This is a genomic window from Klebsiella sp. CSG-1, assembly GCF_056521145.1.
This window is the reverse complement of the sequence record NZ_JBWNLD010000001.1, coordinates 383,841-407,550: the sequence shown is the minus strand read 5'-3', so window position 1 is coordinate 407,550 and position 23,710 is coordinate 383,841. Positions and strand designations below refer to the sequence as shown.

At 59.3% G+C, this 23,710-nt stretch carries 18 protein-coding genes and 2 pseudogenes; 6 read left to right on the top strand and 14 right to left on the bottom strand.

Features of this window, described 5'->3' with window-relative positions:
* Nucleotides 1-8: 8 nt before the first annotated feature.
* The 4 genes from AC007G_RS02020 to codB all read right to left on the bottom strand — a co-directional run bounded on the left by AC007G_RS02020 (nt 9) and on the right by codB (nt 4,879).
* The gene (locus tag AC007G_RS02020) at nt 9-998 is read right to left on the bottom strand and encodes a LacI family DNA-binding transcriptional regulator (RefSeq protein WP_064793140.1); all 990 of its coding nucleotides are present in this window, start codon (nt 996-998) and stop codon (nt 9-11) included.
* A gap of 145 nt (nt 999-1,143) precedes the next feature.
* Nucleotides 1,144-2,382: a cytosine deaminase gene (codA, locus tag AC007G_RS02015; protein WP_142630178.1), complete on the bottom strand. Its 1,239-nt coding sequence runs from the start codon at nt 2,380-2,382 to the stop codon at nt 1,144-1,146.
* A complete protein-coding gene (locus AC007G_RS02010; RefSeq protein WP_142630176.1) occupies nt 2,379-3,614 on the bottom strand; it encodes a PucR family transcriptional regulator in 1,236 nt (411 codons plus the stop codon). Before AC007G_RS02010 ends, codA begins: the two co-directional genes overlap by 4 nt.
* A 2-nt stretch (nt 3,615-3,616) precedes the next feature.
* Nucleotides 3,617-4,879, bottom strand: a complete 1,263-nt coding sequence (gene codB, locus AC007G_RS02005) for a cytosine permease (protein WP_099973501.1) — start codon at nt 4,877-4,879, stop codon at nt 3,617-3,619.
* Nucleotides 4,880-6,211: 1,332 nt separating this feature from the next.
* Between codB and AC007G_RS02000 the strand changes: the two genes are divergently transcribed.
* From AC007G_RS02000 to AC007G_RS01990, 3 genes are read left to right on the top strand one after another with little or no spacing between them, the layout of a single operon-like run.
* Nucleotides 6,212-6,823, top strand: coding sequence for a methylthioribulose 1-phosphate dehydratase (locus AC007G_RS02000; RefSeq protein WP_032688919.1), 612 nt, complete (start codon nt 6,212-6,214; stop codon nt 6,821-6,823).
* A 25-nt stretch (nt 6,824-6,848) separates the two neighbouring features.
* Nucleotides 6,849-8,345 carry an FGGY-family carbohydrate kinase gene (locus AC007G_RS01995; RefSeq protein WP_032688917.1) on the top strand — a complete coding sequence of 499 codons (1,497 nt, stop codon included), beginning with the start codon at nt 6,849-6,851 and terminating at the stop codon, nt 8,343-8,345.
* Nucleotides 8,342-9,370, top strand: a complete 1,029-nt coding sequence (locus AC007G_RS01990) for a 2-hydroxyacid dehydrogenase (protein ID WP_046852955.1) — start codon at nt 8,342-8,344, stop codon at nt 9,368-9,370. The genes AC007G_RS01995 and AC007G_RS01990 overlap by 4 nt, the downstream gene beginning before the upstream one ends.
* Before the next feature lie 38 nt (nt 9,371-9,408).
* On the opposite strand, the gene AC007G_RS01985 is transcribed toward AC007G_RS01990, so the two are convergent.
* The 5 genes from AC007G_RS01985 to AC007G_RS01965 are packed head-to-tail and all read right to left on the bottom strand — an operon-like array spanning nt 9,409 to nt 14,876.
* On the bottom strand, nt 9,409-10,353 hold the full coding sequence (locus AC007G_RS01985) for a carbohydrate kinase family protein (RefSeq protein WP_032696417.1): 945 nt from the start codon (nt 10,351-10,353) through the stop codon (nt 9,409-9,411).
* 11 nt (nt 10,354-10,364) lie between these two features.
* Nucleotides 10,365-11,363, bottom strand: coding sequence for an ABC transporter permease (locus AC007G_RS01980; protein ID WP_032696416.1), 999 nt, complete (start codon nt 11,361-11,363; stop codon nt 10,365-10,367).
* Complete coding sequence (locus tag AC007G_RS01975; RefSeq protein ID WP_004859449.1) at nt 11,363-12,349, bottom strand: ABC transporter permease; 987 nt, start codon at nt 12,347-12,349, stop codon at nt 11,363-11,365. Before AC007G_RS01975 ends, AC007G_RS01980 begins: the two co-directional genes overlap by 1 nt.
* Nucleotides 12,346-13,851, bottom strand: coding sequence for a sugar ABC transporter ATP-binding protein (locus AC007G_RS01970; RefSeq protein ID WP_185935627.1), 1,506 nt, complete (start codon nt 13,849-13,851; stop codon nt 12,346-12,348). The genes AC007G_RS01975 and AC007G_RS01970 overlap by 4 nt, the downstream gene beginning before the upstream one ends.
* 44 nt (nt 13,852-13,895) lie before the next feature.
* Nucleotides 13,896-14,876 carry a sugar ABC transporter substrate-binding protein gene (locus tag AC007G_RS01965; protein ID WP_032688908.1) on the bottom strand — a complete coding sequence of 327 codons (981 nt, stop codon included), beginning with the start codon at nt 14,874-14,876 and terminating at the stop codon, nt 13,896-13,898.
* Nucleotides 14,877-15,292: 416 nt separating this feature from the next.
* Here AC007G_RS01965 and AC007G_RS01960 point away from each other — a divergent pair, with 416 nt between their 5' ends.
* Both AC007G_RS01960 and AC007G_RS01955 read left to right on the top strand, forming a co-directional pair.
* The gene (locus AC007G_RS01960) at nt 15,293-17,602 is read left to right on the top strand and encodes a molybdopterin-dependent oxidoreductase (protein ID WP_142630170.1); all 2,310 of its coding nucleotides are present in this window, start codon (nt 15,293-15,295) and stop codon (nt 17,600-17,602) included.
* An 81-nt stretch (nt 17,603-17,683) separates the two neighbouring features.
* A pseudogene (locus AC007G_RS01955) lies at nt 17,684-17,797 on the top strand (hypothetical protein); the annotation flags it as partial.
* A 322-nt stretch (nt 17,798-18,119) separates the two neighbouring features.
* On the opposite strand, the gene AC007G_RS01950 reads toward AC007G_RS01955, so the two are convergent.
* Complete coding sequence (locus tag AC007G_RS01950) at nt 18,120-18,662, bottom strand: 1,2-dihydroxy-3-keto-5-methylthiopentene dioxygenase (RefSeq protein WP_032688906.1); 543 nt, start codon at nt 18,660-18,662, stop codon at nt 18,120-18,122.
* Complete coding sequence (gene mtnC, locus AC007G_RS01945; RefSeq protein ID WP_032688905.1) at nt 18,659-19,348, bottom strand: acireductone synthase; 690 nt, start codon at nt 19,346-19,348, stop codon at nt 18,659-18,661. The genes AC007G_RS01950 and mtnC overlap by 4 nt, the downstream gene beginning before the upstream one ends.
* A gap of 168 nt (nt 19,349-19,516) precedes the next feature.
* Here mtnC and AC007G_RS01940 point away from each other — a divergent pair, with 168 nt between their 5' ends.
* A complete protein-coding gene (locus AC007G_RS01940; RefSeq protein ID WP_185935626.1) occupies nt 19,517-20,662 on the top strand; it encodes a pyridoxal phosphate-dependent aminotransferase in 1,146 nt (381 codons plus the stop codon).
* On the opposite strand, the gene AC007G_RS01935 is transcribed toward AC007G_RS01940, so the two are convergent.
* From AC007G_RS01935 to citR, 3 genes and pseudogenes are all read right to left on the bottom strand, one after another.
* Complete coding sequence (locus AC007G_RS01935) at nt 20,663-21,289, bottom strand: IbrB-like domain-containing protein (RefSeq protein ID WP_032688901.1); 627 nt, start codon at nt 21,287-21,289, stop codon at nt 20,663-20,665.
* Nucleotides 21,274-22,496: pseudogene (locus tag AC007G_RS01930) on the bottom strand (phosphoadenosine phosphosulfate reductase). Before AC007G_RS01930 ends, AC007G_RS01935 begins: the two are co-directional and overlap by 16 nt.
* A gap of 124 nt (nt 22,497-22,620) precedes the next feature.
* Nucleotides 22,621-23,535: a DNA-binding transcriptional repressor CitR gene (gene citR, locus AC007G_RS01925; protein ID WP_032700580.1), complete on the bottom strand. Its 915-nt coding sequence runs from the start codon at nt 23,533-23,535 to the stop codon at nt 22,621-22,623.
* Between the last annotated feature and the right edge of the window lie 175 nt (nt 23,536-23,710).

The window sequence follows — 23,710 nt, the reverse complement described above, 5'->3', positions numbered from 1 at the left end:
TGAATATTTCATTTTGTGCTCTGACGAACAATCAATTTCACCGGCACTTCGCGATGACGTGACGGCAGGTTGAATTTAGCGATCCTCGTGACCAGCAAATCCACCGCATGGTGGGCGAGCAGGGCGGTATTCTGCTGCACGGTGGTCAGCTGGTAGGGCTGCCAGTCCGCCTGCGGGATATCATCAAAGCCGATAATGGCAGGTAGCGGAGCGGCAGGATTGTCGGCCCGCAGACCGTCCAGCGCGCCGAGCGCCAGCATATCGGTGGCGCAGAACAGCGCCTGCAGCTGCGGATGCGCGGCAAGCAGCTGCCTGGCGGCGCTAAAGCCCGCCTGATAGCCGCTGCTTTCGCAGAAGTGCGCGGCAACGTCTATGCCTTGCGTATGGGCAACGAACGCGTCGTAGCGCTGTCGGGTGCTGAAGTTATCCAGACTTTCACCGATAAACCCGGCCTGTCGCCACTGGCGCTGAACAAACAGGTCGGCCACCAGCTTCGCCCCCTGCGCGTTGTCGCTGCATACGCGATCGCAGCCGGCCAGATCGGCGTGGCGGTTGATCAGCGTCACCGGGATTTTCCGCTCCAGATACTCCTCCGCCAGCGACAGCGGCGGCGCTCCGGAGGTGATAATGACTCCTGCGACGTGATAGCTCAGCAGCTGCTTGAGCGACGGGGCGAGCTGCTGCGGATCGTCGGCGTTCATCAGCAGCGGCATAAACCCGTTGAGCGCCAGTTGGTGGACCAGCGGCGACAATAGCTTGCTGCGGAACGGGTTATCAAACCCGGCGGTGACGATGCCGATAAAGTTGCTGCTGCCGGTATTCATCGCGCGGGCGATGATATTGACCTGATAGCCCAGCGTTTCCGCCGCGGCGAGGACCTTCTGCCGGGTTTTTTCCGCCACCGATGCGCCGGGCGTAAAGGTGCGGGAAACCGCGGAACGGGAGACGCCGGCGAGTCGGGCAACATCCTCAGCCTTAATCCATTTTTTTTCGCTCATAGTGTCAGGGTACGGGTTGTTCTTAGTGAGCCCATGCCGACGCATGGAGCCCATGGCCGGCACAAAAAAGTAGTAAGAAGGTATCACATAAATCCCTGCGCGAGCAGCGGGTTGACGCGGGATGCGTACCGCGTCAACGTCACGCTTATACCGGGTAGTGAATCTGTTCCGCCTGGCGCTGCAAAATGATCTTGCCGTGACGAATGGAGGTCAGCACTTTGGCCTGGCGGCGCAGCGCATCATAGTCGTTTTGCGCATCAAGGATCAGCAGGTTTGCCGGGCGACCTTCGGCAATGCCGTAGTTGTCGCCGAGACACAGCGTGCGGGCGCTATTGTCGGTAATGAGATCGAGGCAGCGCTGCAAATCTTCATAGCCCAGCATATGGCAGATATGCAGGCCGGCGTCGAGAATGCGCATGATGTTGCCGTTGCCCAGCGGGTACCACGGATCCTGAATCGAGTCCTGAGCAAAACAGACGTTGATCCCGGCGCGGTCCAGCTCCGCCACCCGCGTCACGCCGCGGCGTTTCGGCCAACTGTCGAAGCGCCCCTGCAGGTGAATGCTTTCCGTCGGGCAGGAGATAAAGTTGATGCCGGAGGCCTTGAGCAGGCGGAACAGTTTCGAGCAGTAGGCGTTATCGTAGGAGCCCATCGCGCAGGTATGGCTGGCGGTGACCTGTGCGCCCATGCCGCGAACCCGGGCCTCTTCCGCCAGCACTTCGAGGAAGCGCGACTGCGGGTCGTCGGTTTCATCGCAGTGCACGTCCACCAGGCAGCCGTGGCGCTGGGCCAGGTCCATCAAAAAGCTCAGAGAGCTGACGCCCTTATCACGGGTGTTTTCGTAGTGCGGAATGCCGCCCACCACGTCGGCGCCCATTTCAATGGCGCGGGTCATCAGTTCGCGTCCGCCGGGGAAGGACTCAATGCCCTCCTGCGGAAAGGCGACGATCTGCAGGTCGATAAGATGGGCCGCCTCTTTTTTCACCCTCAGCATCGCTTCAAGCGCCGTCAGGGAGGGGTCGGTGACATCGATGTGGGTGCGCACGTGCTGTACGCCGTTATCGCGCAGCATACCGATAGTTTTCAGCGCCCGCTGGCGCGTATCTTCAACGGTGACGCTCTCTTTACGCTGGCTCCAGCGGGCGATCCCCTCGAACAGCGTACCGCTCATATTCCACTCCGGCTCGCCCGCCGTCAGGGTGGCATCGAGGTGGATATGCGGCTCGACGAACGGCGGGATAACCAGCTTTTGCTGTGCGTCGATATCGCTGGCTTCAGCCGCCTGCGCAGCGGCCTGCGGGGTGATGCTGTTAATCAGACAGTCCTGTAACTCAAGGGTATAGAGCGCTTCTTGATGGCGCAGACGCGCGTTGATAATTTTCATGGTTGTTCCCGTAAATGGTTTTGCGACATACGCCAGATAGCCAGGGCGACCGAGGCGTTGAGATGAAATTGCGGATGGCTGACCGGATTGCGAGTCAGCTTTTCAATACGTTGAATACGCTGATGCAGCGTGTTGCGATGAATGCCCAGCCGCTCGGCGGCCCTGACCACGTTACCGCTCTCCTGCAGCAGCGTTTCCAGCGTCTCCAGCAACAGCCATGGGCTTTTGCGATCGGGTTCGATCAGGCAGCCGAGGGTGTCGTGCATAAAATCGCTCAGCAGGGTGGGATCGCTGACGGCGGAGAGCAGCTTGATAAAGCCCAGCTGCTGGTAGTCGCTGATGCGCTGGGCTGGACGCAGGCTATCGCTGAGGTCCAGCGCCTGACGCGCCTGCGACAGCGCGCGCGGATATCCCTGCAGCTGCTGCACCGGCGCCGAAAGACCGCACAGCAGCGATAACCCGTCGTCGCCTTCCGCCAGCGCATGCAGCCACGCCTGGAGCCACTTTTTCTGCTGATAAAACTCGCCTTCTTCATCCGGGAGCAGGAAGAGAAACATATTGCTGCGTTCGACCAGCGGAAAGGGGTTGCCCTGCTGATTGAGCTGCTGCTGCAGGCGCTGGCGCACGGTGCGGCGGGCCTGCTGGAGCCAGGCTTCGGCCTGCTCCGGCGGAAGCTGGCGAAACAGGCGCTGGATTCCTTCAAGGCGCAGCGCCGCCACCCGCAGCGGGCGGGTAAAATCCAGCTGCTGGTGGAGCGCGCGTTGATGCAGGATTTGCAGGTCGGGATAGTCGCCGGTTAACAGCTGTAGCAGAATATCGCGCTGCGATTGCAGGGCATTCTCGCTGCGCACCAGCGCGGTACCGATGCGTTCGGTCACAATCACCATCTTCAGTAGATAGGGCTGTTCAATCAGCGGAATACCCAGCTCGTCGGCCAGCGCGATCAGGCGCGGCGGGATCGCCTGAATATATTGGTCACCGGTGAGGATCACCATCCCGGCGATCCCGCGCTGCTTACCTTCCATCAGCAAATGGATCAGATTGTCTTCATCGCGGGGATGGTTGATCCCGGTGATAAACACCAGCTCCCCGCCCATGATCCATTCGGCGATGTTTTCATTTTCCGCCACGTAGTACCAGCGCACCGCCAGCTGTAGTCCCTGTTGACCCGCGCGCAGGCACAGGGCGGAGAGTCCCTCGAGGGCGAGGATTTCGCTGACCGTCAGGCTCATGACTACTGCTCCGCGACCGAATCAGCGGTGGGCTGACGTTTGCTCAGACGTGTCAGCGCGATATAGACCAGCGCAGAAACGGTAATGCCAACCAGCGGGGCGATCCACGGCGACAGGTAAGCCACCACCGCACCCACGGCGTAGGCGCTAAGCCCCAGCCAGTTAAAGCGTGGTAAGCGGGCGGTGTGCAGCAGCGGATAGCGGCCGCCGCGATAAAACCAGTAGTCGGCGAGGATAACGCCGCCGATGGGCGGAATAATGCTGCCCAGCAGCACCAGGAAAGGGATCAGCATTTCATACATCCCGCCAATGGCCAGCAGAATACCGACGCCGGCGGCGACCACGGTCAGAGTGCGGCGGCGCTCGCTGCGCAGCAGATGGCAGGCGGCCGCCGAGACGTTATAAATCGTCGGCCCCTGAATGGTCAGCAGGTTGAGACACAGCATCACCACCGCGGCGACCGACAGCCCCTGCAAAATCAGCACTTCCACAATATCGGCCTGCTGGTAGACGATGGCGCACCAGGCGCCGGCCACAATCATCAGCCCGTTACCGATAAGGAAACTGCTCATGCTGGCGACGATAGCGGTGCGGCTGGAGTTGGCCAGCCGCGTCCAGTTGGTCGCCTGGGTCGCGCCGCTGGCGAAGGTGCCGAAGACCATAGTGATCGCCGCCGACCAGGTCATGGTCTCGCCCGGTTCGATTTTGGTCATTGCCTGCCAGCCGCCGGCGTGGTGGGCGGCAAGGTACATCGAGACCACCAGCAGAATGAACATCAGCGGCACCGACACGCGTGACAGCGCATCCAGCCCTTTGTAGCCCACCAGCGCGGTGACGCAGAACAGGATACCGAACAGGATCATCAGCGGGATGGTCATGGCGGCGGGCAGAGCGAGGATTTTGACCAGCGAGATGGCGATCGTCGCAGTACCCCAGGCGTACCAGCCCAGTTCGGCGAAGCCGAGAATAAAATCGGCGAGCTTGCTGCCGATTTCACCGAAACAAAAACGTCCCATCAGAACGGTATTCAGCCCGCTGCGTGCGGCAATCCAGCCGAGGGAGGCGGCATACAGAGCCAGCAGAAAGTTACCGATCGCCGCAATCCACAGGAGATTGACGATGGAAAAAGAGACGCCTAGTTTGCCACCGGCGAACATCGTGCCGGTAAAAAAGGTAAAGCTGAACAAAACCATGGAGATCGAAAACAGGCCCTTACGCCCGGAGGCGGGCGCTTCGACGAGCGGAAAATCATTGCTGTTTGACATTGTGGAACCTCTGAGTGGCTATCCGAATGGCGATGGCAGAGAGGTAGCAAGAGATATGCCAACAAAATCAAGGCAGGGGTGACACAATGTGATGGGCAGTGTGCACATAAAAAGTCGTTTATCAGCCGATGGTTGCCAGAAGAGTGTGCACGGTGCAAAGTTTTGCCCCGCGATGGGGCAGCGGCTGACAGATTACGCAGGCAGGCGCTGAGATTTAGCGATTGTGCCCGCATTTCTGTCGGGTGGCGGCTGGCGCCTTACCCGACCTACGGGGCGGATTGGGGGCCGGAATTGCTCTGACGGGGTCCGGGGTTGATGCTGTTCGCGATTTTGTCGGGTGGCGGCTGGCGCCTTACCCGACCTACGGGGGCGGATTGGGGGCCGGAATTGCTCTGACGGGTTGCGGGCTTGAGGCTGTTCGCGATTTTGTCGGGTGGCGGCTGGCGCCTTACCCGACCTACGGGGCGGATTGGGGCCGGGATTGCTCTGACGGGGTCCGGGCTTGAGGCTGTTCGCGATTTTGTCGGGTGGCGGCTGGCGGTTTACCCGAACTACGGGGGCGGATTGGGGCCGGAATTGCTCTGACGGGTTGCGGGCTTGAGGCTGTTTGCGATTTTGTCGGGTGGCGGCTGGCGCCTTACCCGACCTACGGAGCAGATTGGGGGCTGGAATTGCTCTGACGGGCTGCGGGCTTGATATGAAGGGCGGATCTCGTAGGCCCGGTAAGGCGTCAGCCGCCACCGGGCAATGCCCGAGACGCGCACTTTATCAACAATCAGACAGGGACTGGCGGCGCGGGGTTGCCATGCCTGCCATCCCGCAAATCACGATCTTGTCGGGCATAATCGTCTCTACGCATTTTGCGCCCGGTTTCTGCAGGCGCATCGCACTTCTTTCCTACAGAACGATCCCCCGTCTTTTTGAACCCGGATAGTCGGTAATAGGGGCTTCATGAAAACCTCCGGTTATATCATTGTTAAAAACAGTAATTTCATATGCATTTCTGATATAACCATTATCAATGTAAGCCTTTCCTGAAATATTGTTCACTTAAGCTAGCGGTGTTAGTATCGGGTGAATAGCCATTTAGACGGCTAAAGAACCTTTGGACAGGCTATTTTATGGGCCATTTTGGACCCGGGCAGTGCTCACACAAATGCGTAGAGTTTTGAACGCCTTTGATGGCGGCCCGAAGGGTGAGCGTAGCGAATACTCCTCACGTACTTCCTGTACGTTCCGGGTGTTCCGCGCTGTCCGTGTCCAGACTGCCTGCAGCAATAATGCCTGCCCGTAAAGGTTCTCAAATTAACATCGCTAAACTAAGGAACTGCTATGTGGCAAGAAAGACTCGCGCAACTGGTCACCACCTGTCATTGGATCGGCGCGAAAGGCTGGGCGCCGGCAACCGGCGGCAATATGTCGGTGCGTCAGGATGAGACCTGGTGCTGGCTTAGCGAGTCGGGACGCGATAAAGGCAGCCTGACGACGGAAGATTTCCTGCAGGTCGAGATCGCCAGCAATAAAGCGCCTTCCGGGCGTAAACCTTCTGCTGAAACCGGTCTGCATACCCTGGTGTATCGTCTGTTCCCGGAAGCGAACGTCGTGCTGCACGTCCATACCGTCAACGCCACCGTACTGTCACGGATTGAAAAAAGCGCCACCCTGGCGCTGCAGGGCTATGAGATGCAGAAAACCCTGACCGGCCAGCACAGCCATCTCGATACCGTACCGGTGGCGATTTTCGATAACGACCAGGATATCGACGCCCTGGCGGCGCGCATTGAAGATTATGCGCAGACCAACCCGCTGCGCTATGGCTTCCTGCTGCGCGGCCACGGCCTGACCTGCTGGGGCAAAGATATTAACGAGGCCCGCCGTCAGCTGGAAGGTCTGGAGTTTCTGTTCGAGTGCGAGCTGATGCGCCGCCGCTACGAGCGCGACTAAATTTCACTCCACTAACGGGTCAGGCATGGATTTTTATCTCGGAATCGATATCGGCACCTCGCGCGTTAAGGCGGTGCTGTTTGATGAGCACTTTCAGGCTCGAGCCAGCGCGGCGGAGAGTACCGGCCCGCGCCTGTCGGCGAACGGTCATGCCGAGCAGGATATGGCGCAGCTGTGGCAGTCGGTGATGGCCATTTTGCAACAAATTGCCCGACAGCCGGAGCTGAAGACCGGACGTCTGCGGGCGATCGGCCTTGCCGGGCAGGGCGAAGGCGTCTGGCTGAGCGATGCCGAGGGCGAACCGGTTGGCCCGGGGATCCTGTGGAGCGACACCCGCAGCCGCGAGCTGATGAGCGAGCTATTACGCCGTCCGGGCTTCGACCGGCGCTTTTTTTCTGACACCGGCACTCACCTGCAACCGTGCAATACCAGCATGCAGCTGAGCTGGCTGCGGCACTATCAACCGGAGCGGCTGGCGCAGGCTCACTATCTGTTTTTCGCCAAAGACTGGGTGCGTTTTCGCTTAACCGGGGTGGCGGCGCTGGATTTTACCGACGCCAGTACCTCGCTGCTCAATCAGCACAGCGGCGAGCTGTCGGAGGTGGTGCTTAACGAAATGGGGCTGGCCGATCTTCAGCACCTGTTCCCGCCGCGGCTGGCCCCCGATGCGCCGGCCGGCACGCTGCGCGATGAGGTCGCCGCCCTCACCGGACTCCCCGCCGCCACGCCGGTGGCCGCCGGGGCGCTCGACGTGTGCAGCGCCGCGCTGGGCTGCGGAGCGGTCAACGATGGCGATATCTACACCATTCTCGGTACCACCTGCTGTACCGGGATTGTCTGCCACGGTCGCCAGGCGGTGAATGAGGGGACACGCTATGTCACCCACACCGAGTCGGGGAGCTTTATCAATCTCTTCCCGATGCAGGCCGGCACGCCGAATATTGACTGGCTGCAACAGCATATTTCCCTGACGCCGGACCTCCAGTTGCTGGAGCAGTCTATCGCCGATGTTGAACCGGGCAGCGGCGGCGTCTTCTGGCAACCCTATCTCAACGGCGAACGCGCGCCGTTTTTCAGCCCCGATGCGCGGGCCGGGTATTTTGGCATCAGCCAGCACACGACCCGCGCGGAGCTGCAGCGGGCGGTGTTTGAAGGACTGGCTTACGCCATCGTCGACTCGCTTCAGGGCTACCCGCAGGGCGGCGAACTGTACCTGACCGGCGGCGGCGCGGCCTCGGCGACCTGGCTACAAATTATTGCCGACTGTAGCGGGCGCACGGTGGTTTCCAGCACCTTTAATGAACTCAGCGCTCGCGGGGCGGCGATTCTGGCGGCCCGTAGCGTCGGCGCGCTGGCGCACTATCCAACGCTGGAGCAGACCCGCTATCAGCCCGATCCGCAGGCCCACGCCCGCTACGCTGCCCTGTACCCGGTTTACCGGCTGCTGCGCGAGCAGATGCTGCCCGTCTGGCAGGCCCGACAGGATGCCCTCCACCGTCTTTCTCAGGAACAACATTCATGAAAATCGTTTTTACCGCCGAACATTCCGGCGATCTCACAGCCTTTCAGCAACTCGGCGAGCTGCTGGTGGCAGGCTGGGCGCTGGGCAAACCGAAACTGAGCGCGGGCCAGCTGATTGAGCTGGCGCATGATGCCGATGTTCTGGTCACCAGCTATGACGATGTGACGCAAGAGGTGATCGCCGCCTGCCCGCGACTGCAGGTCATCGCCTGCACCCGCGCCAATCCGGTGAACATTGACACCAAAGCCGCTCAGGCCCGCGGTATCCGCGTGCTCTATACGCCGGGGCGCAATGCGGACGCTGCGGCGGAGCTGACCATCGGGCTGATGCTGAGCCTGGCGCGGCATATTCCGCAGTCCCATGCGGCGCTGAAACGCGGTGAATTTACCCGTGCTGAGAACGCCACCCAGGCTACTCAGAGCGGACTGCGCCGCGATGTGGTGTGGGACGTGAGCCCGGAGAGTCCCTATGAAGTGTTTAAAGGCAGCGAGCTGCGCAACAAAACCCTGGGGCTGATTGGCTATGGCAATATCGGTCGCCGCGTGGCGCGTATTGCGCGGGCGTTTGGCATGGCGGTGCTGGTGGTGGATCCGTTTGTCGCCGCCGAAGATATCAACGAACCGGGTCTACAGAAAACGACGCTTGAGGGACTGTTCCGCGAGGCGGATATCGTCAGCCTGCATCTGAGCAGCGGCCCGCACAGCGATGGTCTGGTGAGCGCGGCGTTGTTGAATAGCATGAAGCCCGGCGCGCTGTTGATTAACACCTCGCGGGCCGCGGTAGTGGATGAAGAGGCGTTGATTCACGCGCTGCGTCATGGCCCGCTCGGCGGCGCGGCGCTGGATGTCTATCACCGCGAACCGCTGTGGCGCGACCATCCGTTTATCACCGAGTTTGATAACGTGATCATCACGCCGCATATTGCCGGCGCGACGCGGGAGAGCATCGCTAAGCATACGGCGATGATTGCCGCCGACCTCCAGCGCTATGTCGCTGGCGAGCCGCTGCTCTATCAGTGGCGCTAAGCCGCTCTTGCCGCCGCGCGATGCGGCGGCGAAGCTGTTTATCCGCGCCGGTTTGCCGCCATAAAGTCCTGCGTATGCTGCCAGTCCACCACGCCGGCATCCGATCCCATCCCGGTCGCCACCAGCGCGGCGACGGCGGAAGCCACCTCGCACGCCTCTTTGATGCTTAACCCGCGGGCCAGCGCGGCAATAAAGCCGCCGCAGTAGCTGTCGCCGCAACCGGTGGTATCCACGGCATTGACCCGATACGCCGCGATATGTTCGATGCCACCGTCGCCGGTCAGCAGCCACGAGCCGTTTTCGCCATCCTTCAGAATGCAGGTTCCGACGCCCAGCTCGAAGAAGAAGCGGGCGATGTCGGCGGGGTCGGTGCGCCCGCTGAGGTAGCTTGCCTCTTCCAGCGAAGGCATAAAGTAGTCAACCGACGGCAGCAACGGGCGCAGCAGTTCCAGCGTGTTCTCATTCGGGGCGATCAAATCAAAACTGGTGACAACACCCCGGGCCTTCGCCGCCCGCAGCAGAAGGGCGCTTTGCCCGCGATCCATCGCCGCCAGCAGGCCGCTGCCGCCGTGGTGCAGGAAGCGGCAGTCGAGAATCGCGTCAAACTCTTCTTCGCTGACGAAAAGGGCATCGGAAGCGCCCCGGCAGTGCAGCGCCGGGCGCTCGCCGTTGGGACGGATCGGCAGGATCGTCGCCGACGTTTCCTGCTGCGCCGTGCGCTGGATCAGCGAGCAGTCGATCCCCAGCCGCGCATAGCTGGCAAGGATAAAATCGGCTTTTTCATCTTCGCCAAGGCAGGCGACCGCGGCGGTACGAATGCCCAGCTTTGCTGCGTTAATATTGGCTCCGGCGGCGGTACCGGCGGGGTTAAGGCGAATTTGTTCGATAAAGGCCACCCCGCCGCGCGGCGGGATGTCAATCACCGGGCGACCGGCGATATCAAGAATAGTCAGGCCGACAAAGACGGCGTCAAAGGCTGCCATAGGTGCTCCACTTAACGATGGGTTTGGCGCAGACGCGCCTGCCAGAAGGAGAGGGCCAGCGCTACCACCAGAATCACGCCAACCAGCGCATCTTTCACCAGGTAGTTGAGTCCCATCAGGTTCAGGCCGTTATCAATAATGGCGAGGAACAGCACGCCGCCGAGAGTGCCGGCGATGCTGACCCGACCCAGTCGGTTAAAGGCGGTGCCGATAAATACCGCGGCGATAGCGTCCATCAAATAGGCCTGACCGGCCAGCGGGGTAAACTGGCGCAGGTTGGCGGAAAGAATAACGCCGCCGACGGCGCACAGCGCGGAGGCCGCCACCAGAACCCACAGCAGAGTCCGGCGATCGCGGATCCCGGCGATTCGCGCCGCTTCACCGTTCTGGCCGATGGCGCGGACATATTTGCCAAACAGCGTGCGTTCGGTAATCAGCCAGGCCGCCAGCCACAGCGCGAGGACAATCACCACCGGCGTTGGAATGCCGGCGATATTGCCGACCGCCAGGTCATGATATTCAGGCGCCATTCTGCGGTAGGAGATAGAGCCGCCGCCGTCGGTATAGATGCGCTCGGCGCTGCTGGCGATAAACCAGGTGCCGAGGGTGGCGAGGAACGGACGAATCTGGCAGATAAGGATCAGGAAGGCATTCAGCAGGCCAATCATCACTCCGCCAAGCAGGGCGCAGCCCACCGCCGCCTGCCACGGCAGGTGCCAGGTTTTTAAGGCGACCAGCGCAAAGGCGGCGCCGAAATCGAGCGCTACGCCTACCGACAGGTCGATGGCGCCGGCGCTGACGATTAAGGTCATCGCCATCGCCACAATCAGCAGAATGGCGCTGCCCTGGAGTAGATTCGCCCAGTTATCGAGGGTCAGAAAGACCGGATTGGCCCAGCCGAACAGGGCGACCGCCAGCAGGGTGATAATGCCGAATCCGGCCCGCGACAGCCATGCCAGCGGGCTGCTGCCCGACCGGTTGGTTGAGGATTTGAGCGTCAGCTGACTCATCAGCGGCCTCCTTGATGCCTGACCGCCGAGGCCGCCAGAACGATGAGGATCAGGCCGCCCTTGATGGCGCCCATCCAGAAGATATTCACCCCCAGCAGGCCAAGGCCGTTAGAGAGCGCGTTGACCAGCACCGCGCCGAGCAGCGCGCCCCAGATGGTGACCACGCGACGCCGCGAGAACGCCGCGCCGATAAAGGTGGCGAGGACGGTTTCCAGCAGCAGCGGCGTCGCCGTGCCGCTGGAGCTACCGGAGCCCTGGCTGAGCAGCGGCAAAATCGCCAGCCCGGCGGCGATCCCGGCCAGTAGCCAGACCATAATCGTCAGACGACGGACGTTGAGACCGCTCATCTGCGCCATATCGCGGTTACCGCCTACCGCCTGTAAATGCTGGCCGAAGCGGGAGTGATGGAGCAAGAACTGAAACAGCACGAATACCGCCAGCAGGTAGATCAGCGGCCAGGGAACCCCGAGCACCGCGTTGTCGCGAAAAGCGACCATTAGCGGGTCGTTGACCGCGATGCGCCGCTGGCCGGTCAGCAGATCCGTCAGGCCGGTAAAGGCGACGGAGGTAGACAGCGTCGCCAGCAGCGGCGGCAAGCCGGCGGCGAGCACCAGTATCGCGTTCACCGCTCCGCAGGCGAGAGATACCGCGATCAGCAGCAGTAACAGCAGCAGATACGGGGTGTTCCATTCGACCATACCGAGGCTCAGCAGGGCGACGCCGAGCACGGCGATAGCGGGAAGCGAGAGGTCGATACCGCCGGAGACCACGTCATCGCCGCCAACGGCAATCACGCACACCAGGCCGAAACAGAGAATCGCCAGCGGCACGCTCTGCACCAGCATCATGCTGATATTCTGCCAGCTTAAAAAGAAAGGCGACTGGAGGCTGAGCCAGACCAGCAGCGCAAAAAAGAGAATCAGCGGGAATTTTTCGATAAGCGTCGTTATGCCCGGAAGCGGGCGGCGCTGGATACCTGCACTCATACCTGTTGTTCCTGTCCACCGTTAATCGTCGCCAGCAGCGCGTCGAGCGTCAGCCCCCGGGTCAGGAGATTGGCCACCAGCTCGCCGCGCCACATCACCAGGATGCGGTCGCAAAGGCCCAGTAGCTCAGGCGCATCGCTGGAGGAGACCAGTACCGCGCGTCCGCGATCCGCCAGCTCGCGGGTGCGCTGATAAATATCGCTGCGGGCGCCGATATCGACCCCGAGAGTGGGTTCATCGAGAATAAAGAGCCGTGCGTCGGTACCCAGCCAGCGGGCCAGAATGGCTTTTTGCTGATTGCCGCCGCTCATAAAACGCACCGGCAGTTCCGGACGACCCGGGCGGATAGAGAGTTGGTCTATCCAGCTGCGCGCTTTTTCCAGCGCCCGACCGCGATGCTCCCAGCCGAGGGTGGCGGTCTCCGGCAGGGAGGCGAGATTAATATTGTCGGCGGTGGAGAAGGGAAGAATCAGCCCCTGATGGCGGCGGTCGCGCGGCACCAGCGCCATCCCGGCGCGGGTGGCCTGATACGGCGTACGCAGCCGCTTCGGCTGGCCGTCGATGCTAATCGTGCCGCTGCGGGCGCGGCGTAGCCCGTAAAGCAGATCGACCAGCACGTCGCGGCCGGCGCCCAGCAGACCGGCGACGCCGACGATCTCTCCCGGCTGAATATCAAAGGTCATCGCGTTTAATTGCGCGCCGTCGCTGAGCTGGCGCACCGACAGGACCGGTACGGCGGCATCGACCTGATGAGCGCTACTCTGGCGCGGAGTATAGAGCTGTTCGATATCGCGCCCGACCATCATTTTAATCAGCGCGTCGGTGTTTTGCAGGAGCTCCCGGTCGGGATAGCCGACGACTTCGCCGTTACGCAGTACCGTGCCGCGATCGCACAGGGCGGCGATTTCATTGAGATAGTGAGAAATATAGAGAATCGCGATCCCCTGCTGCCGCAGGCGCAGAATCGCTGAGGAGACCAGGCTGGCTTCCTGCGCTTCCAGCGGCGCGGTAGGCTCATCGAATACCACCAGCTTTGCCGCGCCGTCGATCAGCGCGCGGGCTATTTGCACCAGCTTGCGTTCAGCGAGGCTGAGGTCGCGGATCAGGCGGCGGGGATTGATGTCCAGCTGCCAGCTGTCGCGGAAAAACGCTTCGGTGGCGGCATTCATTCGCCGCCGGTCCAGCGCCCCCCAGCGGGTACGGTACTCCTGGCCGAGGAACACCGATTCCGCCACCGTAAAGTGGGGGATCAGGTTGAGCTCCTGGTGAATGACGCGAATGCCCAGCGCTTCAATCGCCGCCGGATGACCAAGCGGCAGCGGCGCGCCGTCCAGGGTGGCGTTGCCGCTATCGGCCTGGTAGACGCCGGCGAGGATTTTGATCAGCGTCGATTTTCCGGCGCCATTCTCGCCGATCAGACCGTGAATTTCGCCGGGATTCAGAAGCAGCGTGACCGCATTTAATGCAGTCACGTTGGCAAAGCTTTTGCTGATCTGGTTCATCGCCAGACCAGCGGCGGGGTTAGCCCCGCCGGAGGATTGAGTGATCACTGCAGTTCGCCATATCCCAGCTGTTTGTAGACTGCTTTCGCCTCCTGCGGCCCTTTAACCGGGACCACCGGAATAAAGGTCTGCAGCGGCAGTTTCTCTTTGGCGAAGTAGCGCGCGACGTTGTCGGCGGAGGTCTGGCCAATCAGATGCGGCTGCTGAGCCACGTTGGCGACGAACGGGCTATTCGGTTCGGCCATGATCTCCAGCGTTTCCGGACCGGCATCGATAGCGGTAACCTTCACGTCTTTATCGCGACCGGTCTCTTCCAGCGCCTGGACAATGCCGATAGCCGGCTGATCCCAGCAGGCGACATGGATGGCATCGAGTTTGCCTTTAGGATACTGGCTGAGTAATTCGAGGGTTTTCTTACGCGCGTCTTCCGGGGAATTGGCAAACTGTTCGGCCAGCTCCGGCTGGATAATATGAATATCCGGATAATCCTTAAGGACATATTTCCACTGATCGTAGCGAATGCCACAAATACGCAAGGAGCTGGAGAACGCATTGAATACGGCAACGTTGCCTTTACCGCCTAATTCATCGGCCATATAGCGGCCAATGGTCGAGCCCAGGGTGTAGTTGTCGGAAGTGGTGTTATTGACCGAATATTTTGACACATGGTCAACGGTAAATACCGGAATGCCGGCATCGCGCAGGGCTTTAAATTTAGGTTCGACAGCGCTGTCGCCGAGAATACTAATTACCGCATCGACTTTACGTGACAGTAAAATATCATGGTTGTTGGCATGGACCTGATTATCACGGCCGCCGTCGACGCCAATGACCTTGCCACCGAGTTTCTCCACCTCCTCCGTTGCGCCTTTGTAGGCTTCACGATCCCAGAAGTGCTGAGTGCCAACCACGGCGACGCCGATGGTTTTCCCCTGAAGCGACAGGGCTTCGGCGGCTGATGCGCTAATGGAGACGAGCGAGAGCAGACCCAGTGCGGCGGGTAATAATTTTTTTCTCTGCGACATTCTTATTATGATCCTGTGATGAAGGTGGCTGCGGAGTCGTAGCATGACAATAACGAGCACGCAACCTCAAATACGAAATATGTCTAAGTTATTCCAACAATGTTATATCGCAGGATTAGCCGAGGAAAACGTAATTTTATCATTAGTAAGCTGAAAATATTTCATGATGCATAATTTAATCCTCTTTTATATTGTGGATATTAAAACTGATGCGTTATTTTTAGTGCAAATAATCATTGCTGCTTAATTATTATGGTTTAGTTGACGGGAAATCTGGTAAATAACCCGGAGGACCGCGAAGTGTGAGGGGTTAATTGCCATATATGCAGCATATTATATGGCGGGTGGCGTTTTATCTTGCTGAGGATCGCGCTCTATTATAGCGCTCTTTAGCGGGTGAGAAGAAAACAGGCACTATGAGAAAACAGCATAATCTGACCGTGATGCACTGGGGAACCTGGCAGGTTCAGGCCCGCGATGGCCATATCGCTGCGGTCACGCCGGTCCCCTGGGATAAGTCTCCTTCACGTATCGGTCAATCACTCCCCGATGCGGTCACCGGCAATGCGCGTATTCGCCGTCCGGCGGTGCGAGAAGGCTATCTGAAAAATGGTCCGGCTTCCCGCGAGGGGCGGGGCACAGAGCCTTTCGTGGAGGTGAGCTGGGAGGTCGCGCTTGACCTGCTGGCCCGCGAGCTGACTTCGCTGAAGACGCGCTGCGGCAACGAGGCGATTTTTGGTGGCTCTTACGGCTGGGCCAGCGCCGGACGTTTTCACCATGCCCAGAGCCAGCTGCATCGTTTCCTGAAAACCTTCGGCGGCTACACCGCCAGCACCAATACCTACAGCAGCGCCGCCGGGGAGCGCATTTTGCCGCATGTGCTCGGGCCGCTCAGTTCGCTGCATCGCCAGCATACTCACTTCTCTGAGCTGGCGCGCGAGTGCCAGCTGTTTGTCGCCATCGGCGGTTTACCGCTGCGTAATGCGCAGGTCAACGGCGGCGGCGCCAATGACCATATGCTGAAGCACTGGCTGGATAAAATGCAGGAAGGGGGAACGCGCTTTGTCAACATCAGCCCGGTGCGTAACGATCTCAGCGCCGTGGAGAGCGCGCAGTGGCTGGCGATTCGTCCGGGCACCGATACGGCCCTGCTGCTGGCGCTGTGCCACGTGCTGATAGTGGAATCTTTGTACGATGCGCAATTTGTCGCCAGCCATACGGTAGGCTTTGAACCGTATCGCGCTTATCTGCTCGGCGAGAGCGACGGGATAGCGAAAACGCCGCGCTGGGCGGCGGCGATTACCGGTATTGCTGAACAAGACATTGTCTCTCTGGCGCGGATGATGGCCAGCCAGCGTACGATGGTGAATATCTCGTGGTCCATTCAACGCGCGCGCCAGGGGGAACAGGCCTACTGGGCCACGGTAGCGCTGACCGCGCTGCTGGGGCAAATCGGTACGCCGGGCGGCGGGTTGGGCTTCGGTTACGCCTGCACCAACCTGGCGGGAGCCTCGCGTAAAGCGTTCTCCGGCCCGCGCTTACCGGCCGGAGAAAATGCGGTCAGCAGCGTGATCCCGGTGGCGCGACTGGCGGATATGCTGCTGCATCCCGGCGAGGAGTACGAGTTTGACGGCCAGCGTCTGCGCTATCCCGATATCCGCCTGGTGTACTGGGCGGGGGGGAACGCGTTCCATCACCATCAGGATCTCAACCAGCTGTGTGAAGCGTGGCGGCGGCCGGAAACGGTGGTGGTCCACGAGCAGTACTGGACCGCGCAGGCTAAATTCTCCGATATCGTGTTGCCGGTAACCACCTCGCTGGAGCGTGAAGATATCGGCAGCGGTGGTCACGACGGCTTTATGATAGCCATGAGCGCCCAGATCCCGCCGGTGGGTGAGGCGCGCGATGATTACGCGATTTTCTGCGATCTCGCGGCGCGGCTGGGCATTGGCGAGCAGTTTAGTGAAGGGCGGGACGCCGGCCAGTGGCTGCGGCAGATTTATGAAGCCTCCCGGCCGCGGGCGCAGGAAGAGGGGATTGAGCTGCCTTCGTTCGATGAGTTCTGGCAGCAGGGCGTGCTGGAATATCGTGCCCCGGAAAAACCGCAGGTCTTTCTGGCGGAGTTCCGCGCCGACCCGCAGCGCTATCCGCTATCCACTCCCTCCGGCAAAATTGAACTCTACTCGGCAACGATTGCCGCTTTTGGCTATCGCGAATGCCCAGGCCACCCGTGGTGGGATACAGAAGAGGCGGCCCGGCAGCAGGCGGAGGCCGGGCGCTGGCCGCTGCATCTGCTCTCCAGCCAGCCACGCACCCGTCTGCACAGCCAGTACGATCACGGCAGCGTCAGCCGGGCGACGAAAATTCAGGGCCGCGAGCCGCTGTGGATGCATCCGCAGGATGCGCAGGCGCGGGGCATTGTCGAAGGCAGCGTGGTGAAGGTGTATAACGCCCGCGGGGCGATTCTCGCCGGGGTGCATCTTAGCGAGCAGATCCTCAAGGGGGTGGTGCAGATGTCAACGGGAGCCTGGTACGACCCGCTGGATCCGAAGGTCAAAGGTTCGCTGGACAAGCATGGCAATCCGAACGTATTGACCGAAGATCGCGGCAGTTCGCGCCTGGGTCAGGGCTGTAGCGCCCAGACCTGCCGGGTGGAGATCGAACCATGGCGTGAACCGTTACCACCGATTACCGCCTTCGATCCGCCGAGGTTTATTAGGGGTTAGGGAGTGGGTGTTGCCCGGCGGCGCTTCGCTTGCACGGGCCTACGGGAAGCTGCGGACGTTGTCGGTCAGGTCAGGCGTAACCGCCAGCTGGGACAGGGCTGTAGCGCCCAGACCTGCCGGGTGGAGATCGAACCATGGCGCGAACCGTTACCGCCGATTACCGCTTTCGATCCGCCGGGGTTTATTAGGGGTTAGGGGGGGGTGTTGCCCGGCGGCGCTTCGCTTGCACGGGCCTACGGGAAGCTGCGGACGTTGTCGGTCAGGTCAGGCGTAACCGCCAGCTGGGACAGGGTCGGTTTATCGCCCGCCCAGGCTGCGGAGCAAACCCGGCTGCACGGGCCTACGGGAAGCTGGGGACGCTGTCGGTCGGGTCAGGCGTAGCCGCCAGCTGGGACAGGGCCGGTTTATCGCCCGCCCAGGCTGCGGAGCAAACCCAGCTGCGCGGGCCTATGGAAAGCTGGGGACGTTGTAGGCCGGGTCAGGCGTAGCCGCCACCCGGCATTATTGCATTGCGGCGTTATGCCAGCCGCGGGTAGGCGTCGGCGATATCGTCGCCGGTAAATTTCGCTACCCAGCCTTCCGGGTTGTCGAAAATGCGGATAGCGGTGAAGTTGGGTTCCGAGCCCATATCAAACCAGTGCGGCGTGTCGGCCGGTACCGAAATCAAATCGTTCTTCTCGCACAGTACCTGAAACACCTCGTTGCCGATATGCAGGCAGAACAGCCCGGCGCCTTCAACAAAAAAGCGGACCTCGTCTTCACCGTGGGTGTGTTCGTTGAGAAACTTCGCGCGTAGCGCCTCTTTCTGCGGATTATCGGCGCGCAGGCTGATCACGTCCCAGCTCTGGTAGCCTTTTTCAGCGACCAGTTTGTCAATGGCGTGCTGATAGGCCTCAATCACCGTTTCCGGCGTCGGGGAGACACCCAGATCGCGGTCGGCCTGCCAGCGTTCGAAGCGCACGCCTTTGGCGTTGAGCTGCTGCTGGATTTCATCGCCGTCGGTGCTTTGCCAGAGAGGGGTACCGGCGTCTTTTTCTGAATAAATCGTTAATGCGCTCATGCTGGGATCTGCTCCGGATGAATGTCGTCAAAACGCTGAACTTGCGGGTGATGGCTGGCAGGATCGCGGTCGCCGCGCACCAGCTGGATCGTACGAAAACCGGCGGCTTCTGCCGCATCCAGCTCCTGATGAATATCGGAGAGGAACAGAATCGTTGCCGGATGATGCCCCAGCTGTTCGGCAATATTGCGATAGGACTGCGTTTCTCGCTTGGCTCCCGTCAAGGTATCGAAATAGCCACTGAACAGATGAGTAATATCACCTTCGTCGCTGTAGCCAAATAACAATTTCTGCGCCGCGATGGAGCCAGAGGAATATATATATAAATCAATTCCCTGGGACTTCCATTTTTCCAGCGCGGGCAGAACGTCCGGATAGAGATGGCCGGTAAAGTCGCCATTAACATAGCCTTCGCGCCAGATAATACCCTGCAGCGCCTTGAGCGCCGTTGACTTGCGGTCTTCGTCCATAAAGGCCAGCAGGGTATCAATCAGTTCGGCGGTGCTGGCGGCGGGGTTACCGATTTCCGCTCGCAGATTATCAAGGATAGTCTTCACCGGATCGGCGTACTGTTGCGCGGTGACAAAGGCCGCTAGCCGCTCGCGGGCGTACGGAAACAGAACGTTGTGGACAAAAGAAATGTCGCTGGTGGTGCCTTCAATATCGGTCACGATAGCGCGGATCATGGTTTCTCCAGAGTGGGCGGTGCGCCGTGATGGGCTGCTTCAGGCGAGAACCGGCATAACATTATCATTTAGACGTCTAAGCGTCTTGATTGCCAAATATTAACATCGTGTTATAGTGGCTTCAACAACAGCATTACAATCGGTAATTATAAAATGAGTAATAAGCCACTGATTCCTGAAAGTAAACTTCCTTCTCTTGGCACCACCATATTTACACAAATGAGCGCGCTGGCGCAGGAACACCGGGCGATCAATCTGTCGCAGGGGTTCCCGGATTTTGACGGGCCGCGCTACCTGCAGGAGCGCCTGGCGTATCATGTCGCTCAGGGGGCTAACCAGTACGCGCCGATGACCGGTGTCCCGGCATTACGTGAAGCGATCGCCGATAAAACCGCCGAACTGTACGGCCATCGCCCGGATGCAAATAGCGATATTACCGTCACGGCGGGGGCGACCGAAGCGCTCTACGCGGCGATCGCCGCGCTGGTACGCGCCGGCGACGAGGTCATCTGTTTTGACCCCAGCTACGACAGCTACGCGCCGGCCGTAGAGTTATCCGGCGGCGTATTGAAACGTATCGCTCTGCAGCCGCCGCATTTTCGCGTTGACTGGCAAGAATTTGCCGCAGCGCTTAGCGAGCGCACCCGGCTGGTGATTCTCAATACGCCACATAACCCGTCGGCGACGGTCTGGCAGGGCGAGGATTTTGCCGCGCTGTGGCAGGCGATTGCCGATCGCGAAATTTATGTGATCAGCGATGAGGTCTATGAGCATATCTGCTTTGCGCCGCACGGGCATGCCAGCGTACTGGCACACCCTCAGCTGCGCGAGCGGGCGGTGGCGGTCTCTTCATTTGGCAAAACCTTCCACATGACCGGCTGGAAAGTGGGGTACTGCGTGGCGCCGGCGGCAATAAGCGCTGAGCTGCGCAAGGTTCATCAGTATCTGACCTTCGCGGTGAATACGCCCGCCCAGCTGGCTATCGCCGACATGCTGCGCCATGAGCCGCAGCACTATCGCCAGCTGCCGGAATTCTACCGCGAGCGGCGAGATCTGTTTGTCGATGCCCTGCGCAGTAGCCGTCTGGAGATTCTGCCCTGCGAGGGCACCTACTTCCTGCTGGCTGACTACAGCGCGATTTCCGATCTCGACGATGTGAGCTTCTGCCGTTGGTTGACAACCGAGGTGGGCGTCGCGGCGATCCCGCTGTCGGTGTTCTGCGCCGATCCGTTCCCGCACAAACTCATACGCCTGTGCTTTGCAAAACAGCCGGCAACTTTGCTGGCCGCAGCGGAACGTCTCTGCCAGCTGTAGCTATTTTACGGTCCACGCCTGAGAAAATTGCCGGTCGCCAAACAGTTCGGCAAGACCATTAATTTGTTTCAGGCGTAACACTTCGTCAGCATCCATACCCAGCTCTTGACTGATTTTAGCGTCAGACCAGCCAAGATTCGCCAGTTCATGGACGATACTCGACATGGCCGGGATCTGATGGCGGCCCCGCGCGCGGTTATGGCGAATAGTGGCGGCCATCAGCGTATCGCGAGTGGCTGAATGGTTTTCCAGGCAGGTGACCGGGAGATAGCCGTTCAACTGCTGTTTTAACGGCGCTTTGTTGCTGGCCAGCTCGTGACGATGGAATCCGTCAACGATGGTGTAGCGCGCCTCATCTTGTCTGAGCACCACGATGGGTTGCGTAAAACCGTCCGTTTCCAGCGAAGTGAGCAGCAGACGTTTTTCCGGCGGGGCGAGGTTGTTGGGGTTGTAATCATTTGGCGCAACGCTTTCCTGTTTTACCCACAGCACACAGTCAACGGGATGCGATTTGAACGGACTGTAGTCGTGCAAAAGCTGGCGAAAAGCATTCAGCGCCTCAATGCGTTCTGCCTGCGAAAGCGTGTTCAGATAGCGCTCAAGATCCTGCATTATTTGTTGTTGCATAGGATTCCCCACTGCTGGCGTTTTTGACTCATTCGTTCGCGGTAGCGCCGGTAATGGCTGGATTTGGTTGGACTGAAAGAGAGCATGCGGCACCAGTAATCGTTATTCAGTAGCACCTTGCAGATACGTCGCCAGGACGGAATATCCTTCGCGCCGGTATCGGCCTTCTGGAGGTCAGGTATCTCCTCCATCCCCTGCTTTTGATACCAGCGCAGATAGACGGCAATTTTATTCCGGTAATGTTCGGCCGTTTTTTCCGGCATGCTGTCGAGTAAAAACAGGGCGTAGCTCTTCCAGCTATGATGTCCGGGCTTCTCCAGCTTGCGATGCCCGTAGAACTGGTTATCCTGGCCGGCGTAGATGCCGCCGCCGCACGCGCCGCTCACCCGCTGACACATGGCGGCCCAGCGCTCAGGTTCCAGTACGTGATAAAGCCAAAGCCCCTGGCGTTGTTCCGGACCGAAAGGTTCACAGATACGCATGTAGCGCAGCGGTACGCCGGCCTGATACATCAGATTATAGAGTGGGTTACAGGCGAGTCCGCTTTTGGCAAACCAGGTCCAGATATCAGCGGTTTTCCAGTCATAAATAGGGTAGGCGTACCACGCGTGGCCCCCCGGCGCTGCGGTGGTCCAGGGCTTGTCATCGGCAAAGCGCTGTTTGCGGCGCGACGAGATGGTGATGAATCGGTTAAGGGATTCATCCGCGCGGATGCCGACTAAGACCGCCGCGGGACGGTTAGCGGAAAACCAGTCGGCGAATTCGCGAACAAAGTTTTCGAAGCTCATCCCCGGGGTGTAAAAAGAAAAATAGCCGGGGTCGGTAATGGCATGTGGAGGAGGCTGGCGTACCCATGGGAGCCTGGTTCCCAGCATTGCCATTCCGGAGCGAACTGGCTGAGTGAGTTCTGCGTGGTTAGCGGCAGAGCAACCCAAAAAAATCGTTCGATGACATCCTGATACGTTTCCCGCAGCGCTTCACAATGGGTAATGGTGCAGGAAAACTGCGCTTCCCAGTCGATAAACAGCACGCTAATTTTGCGGCCTGTACATCGCGCGTGAAGCGCGGTCAGATGTAACATCAGGGTGGAATCCTTGCCCCCGGAAAAAGAGACACAGATACGTGGGAAATTATCCATCACCCATTCAATGCGTTTCTGCGCGGCCTGCAGAACGGACTCGGGTAACGGAAGTTTTATTAATGTCACGGTCTCTGTTCCTTAACTGCAGTTGACGATCTGATTGCATATCATGCTACGACAGAAAGCCATCATCGTCATTCTTTATGCTGTGCATTTGTGTGGTGTATTGGTTTTTATTAAACCATTCAAGTTATGAATTATTTATCTGAGGTTGCGGCTGGATTATCTTGTCGATCAGCGAGGAGAATATGGGCGTATTTATCTGCGTCTGGTGATAAATCATGTAGATCATAATAGATGGCGCCGGAACGGGCAGTGGTATTAATTTCAGATTGAAAAGCGGGTGGTTAAATAGAGCTTTAGGAACAAAGCCGATAAGGTCGGTCTGGTTAATCATATTGACAATCGCTATCAGAGAATCGCTGCGAAAGGCAATCATTCGCTCCGGCAAACTTTTTTTCATGTGCGCATGAAAGTTCTTTATGCCGACCTCACTGGAAAGATAGGCGGCGAAACTTTCCCGCATGATGGCCTGCCGATCGTTGAGTTCATCGGCCCGCGGATGGTGTTGGCCACAGACCAGTACCATCTCAGCCTCCCGGAAGGGCTGACAGAGTGTCTCCGCGCTTTTACAGGGGGACAAACTGAGTATCAGGTCCGCCTTGCGCTGTGAGAGTAGGCTCTCCACCGACCCGCTGGTGAGCTGCAGGTCATGGTGTTCCACCTGCATATTGCCGCTCTGGTAGAGGGCGTGGATGAATTGTGACGCATCGGGGGTAATAAATAACTGTGGGCTATAAATGACAAAACGTTTTTTAAAGTTGGCCGGGTTGGCCATAGAAATCGTTTTCTCAAGCTGGCTTAAGTTTTTTTCGAGGAGATAATGCAAGTTGACGCTCGTTTTGGTGGGCGTAATTCCTTTCCCCGAACGAATAAACAGAGGATCGTTAAGCTGAGTGCGCAGGCGTTGCAGTGACTGGCTGACGGCGGAGGGGGTAATAAACAATGTTTCCGCCGCCCGACTGATGCTCAGATGTTGATAGATGCATTCAAAAATAACCAGCAAGTTAAGATCGAATTTTTTCAGGCCGTAAAGATTCGCCATGGCTAATGTCCGGATTAAGTCGTGGTGATAAAAATGATTAATATTTTGTATTTTATTTTTTGTAATTATTGATTTGGTGAATTCATGCTGGCGTTTATTCTTCGCCATTACTGAATGTATATGACTGGAGAGGCGTAAGCCAGGTTCTTTTTGCTCAGGAACCTGGCCAGAAAGC

Bases quoted from the DNA above. Each gene is read 5' to 3' on its own strand.
- AC007G_RS01980 (WP_032696416.1), bottom strand. From the start codon at position 11,363: ATGAGTCAGCTGACGCTCAAATCCTCAACCAACCGGTCGGGCAGCAGC.
- AC007G_RS01985 (WP_032696417.1), bottom strand. From the start codon at position 10,353: ATGGCAGCCTTTGACGCCGTCTTTGTCGGCCTGACTATTCTTGATATC.
- AC007G_RS01990 (WP_046852955.1), top strand. From the start codon at position 8,342: ATGAAAATCGTTTTTACCGCCGAACATTCCGGCGATCTCACAGCCTTT.
- AC007G_RS01965 (WP_032688908.1), bottom strand. From the start codon at position 14,876: ATGTCGCAGAGAAAAAAATTATTACCCGCCGCACTGGGTCTGCTCTCG.
- codA (WP_142630178.1), bottom strand. From the start codon at position 2,382: ATGAAAATTATCAACGCGCGTCTGCGCCATCAAGAAGCGCTCTATACC.
- AC007G_RS01975 (WP_004859449.1), bottom strand. From the start codon at position 12,349: ATGAGTGCAGGTATCCAGCGCCGCCCGCTTCCGGGCATAACGACGCTT.
- AC007G_RS01935 (WP_032688901.1), bottom strand. From the start codon at position 21,289: ATGCAACAACAAATAATGCAGGATCTTGAGCGCTATCTGAACACGCTT.
- codB (WP_099973501.1), bottom strand. From the start codon at position 4,879: ATGTCAAACAGCAATGATTTTCCGCTCGTCGAAGCGCCCGCCTCCGGG.
- mtnC (WP_032688905.1), bottom strand. From the start codon at position 19,348: ATGATCCGCGCTATCGTGACCGATATTGAAGGCACCACCAGCGACATT.
- AC007G_RS02000 (WP_032688919.1), top strand. From the start codon at position 6,212: ATGTGGCAAGAAAGACTCGCGCAACTGGTCACCACCTGTCATTGGATC.
- AC007G_RS02010 (WP_142630176.1), bottom strand. From the start codon at position 3,614: ATGAGCCTGACGGTCAGCGAAATCCTCGCCCTCGAGGGACTCTCCGCC.
- AC007G_RS01970 (WP_185935627.1), bottom strand. From the start codon at position 13,851: ATGAACCAGATCAGCAAAAGCTTTGCCAACGTGACTGCATTAAATGCG.
- AC007G_RS01995 (WP_032688917.1), top strand. From the start codon at position 6,849: ATGGATTTTTATCTCGGAATCGATATCGGCACCTCGCGCGTTAAGGCG.
- AC007G_RS01950 (WP_032688906.1), bottom strand. From the start codon at position 18,662: ATGAGCGCATTAACGATTTATTCAGAAAAAGACGCCGGTACCCCTCTC.
- AC007G_RS01960 (WP_142630170.1), top strand. From the start codon at position 15,293: ATGAGAAAACAGCATAATCTGACCGTGATGCACTGGGGAACCTGGCAG.
- AC007G_RS02020 (WP_064793140.1), bottom strand. From the start codon at position 998: ATGAGCGAAAAAAAATGGATTAAGGCTGAGGATGTTGCCCGACTCGCC.
- citR (WP_032700580.1), bottom strand. From the start codon at position 23,535: ATGGCGAATCTTTACGGCCTGAAAAAATTCGATCTTAACTTGCTGGTT.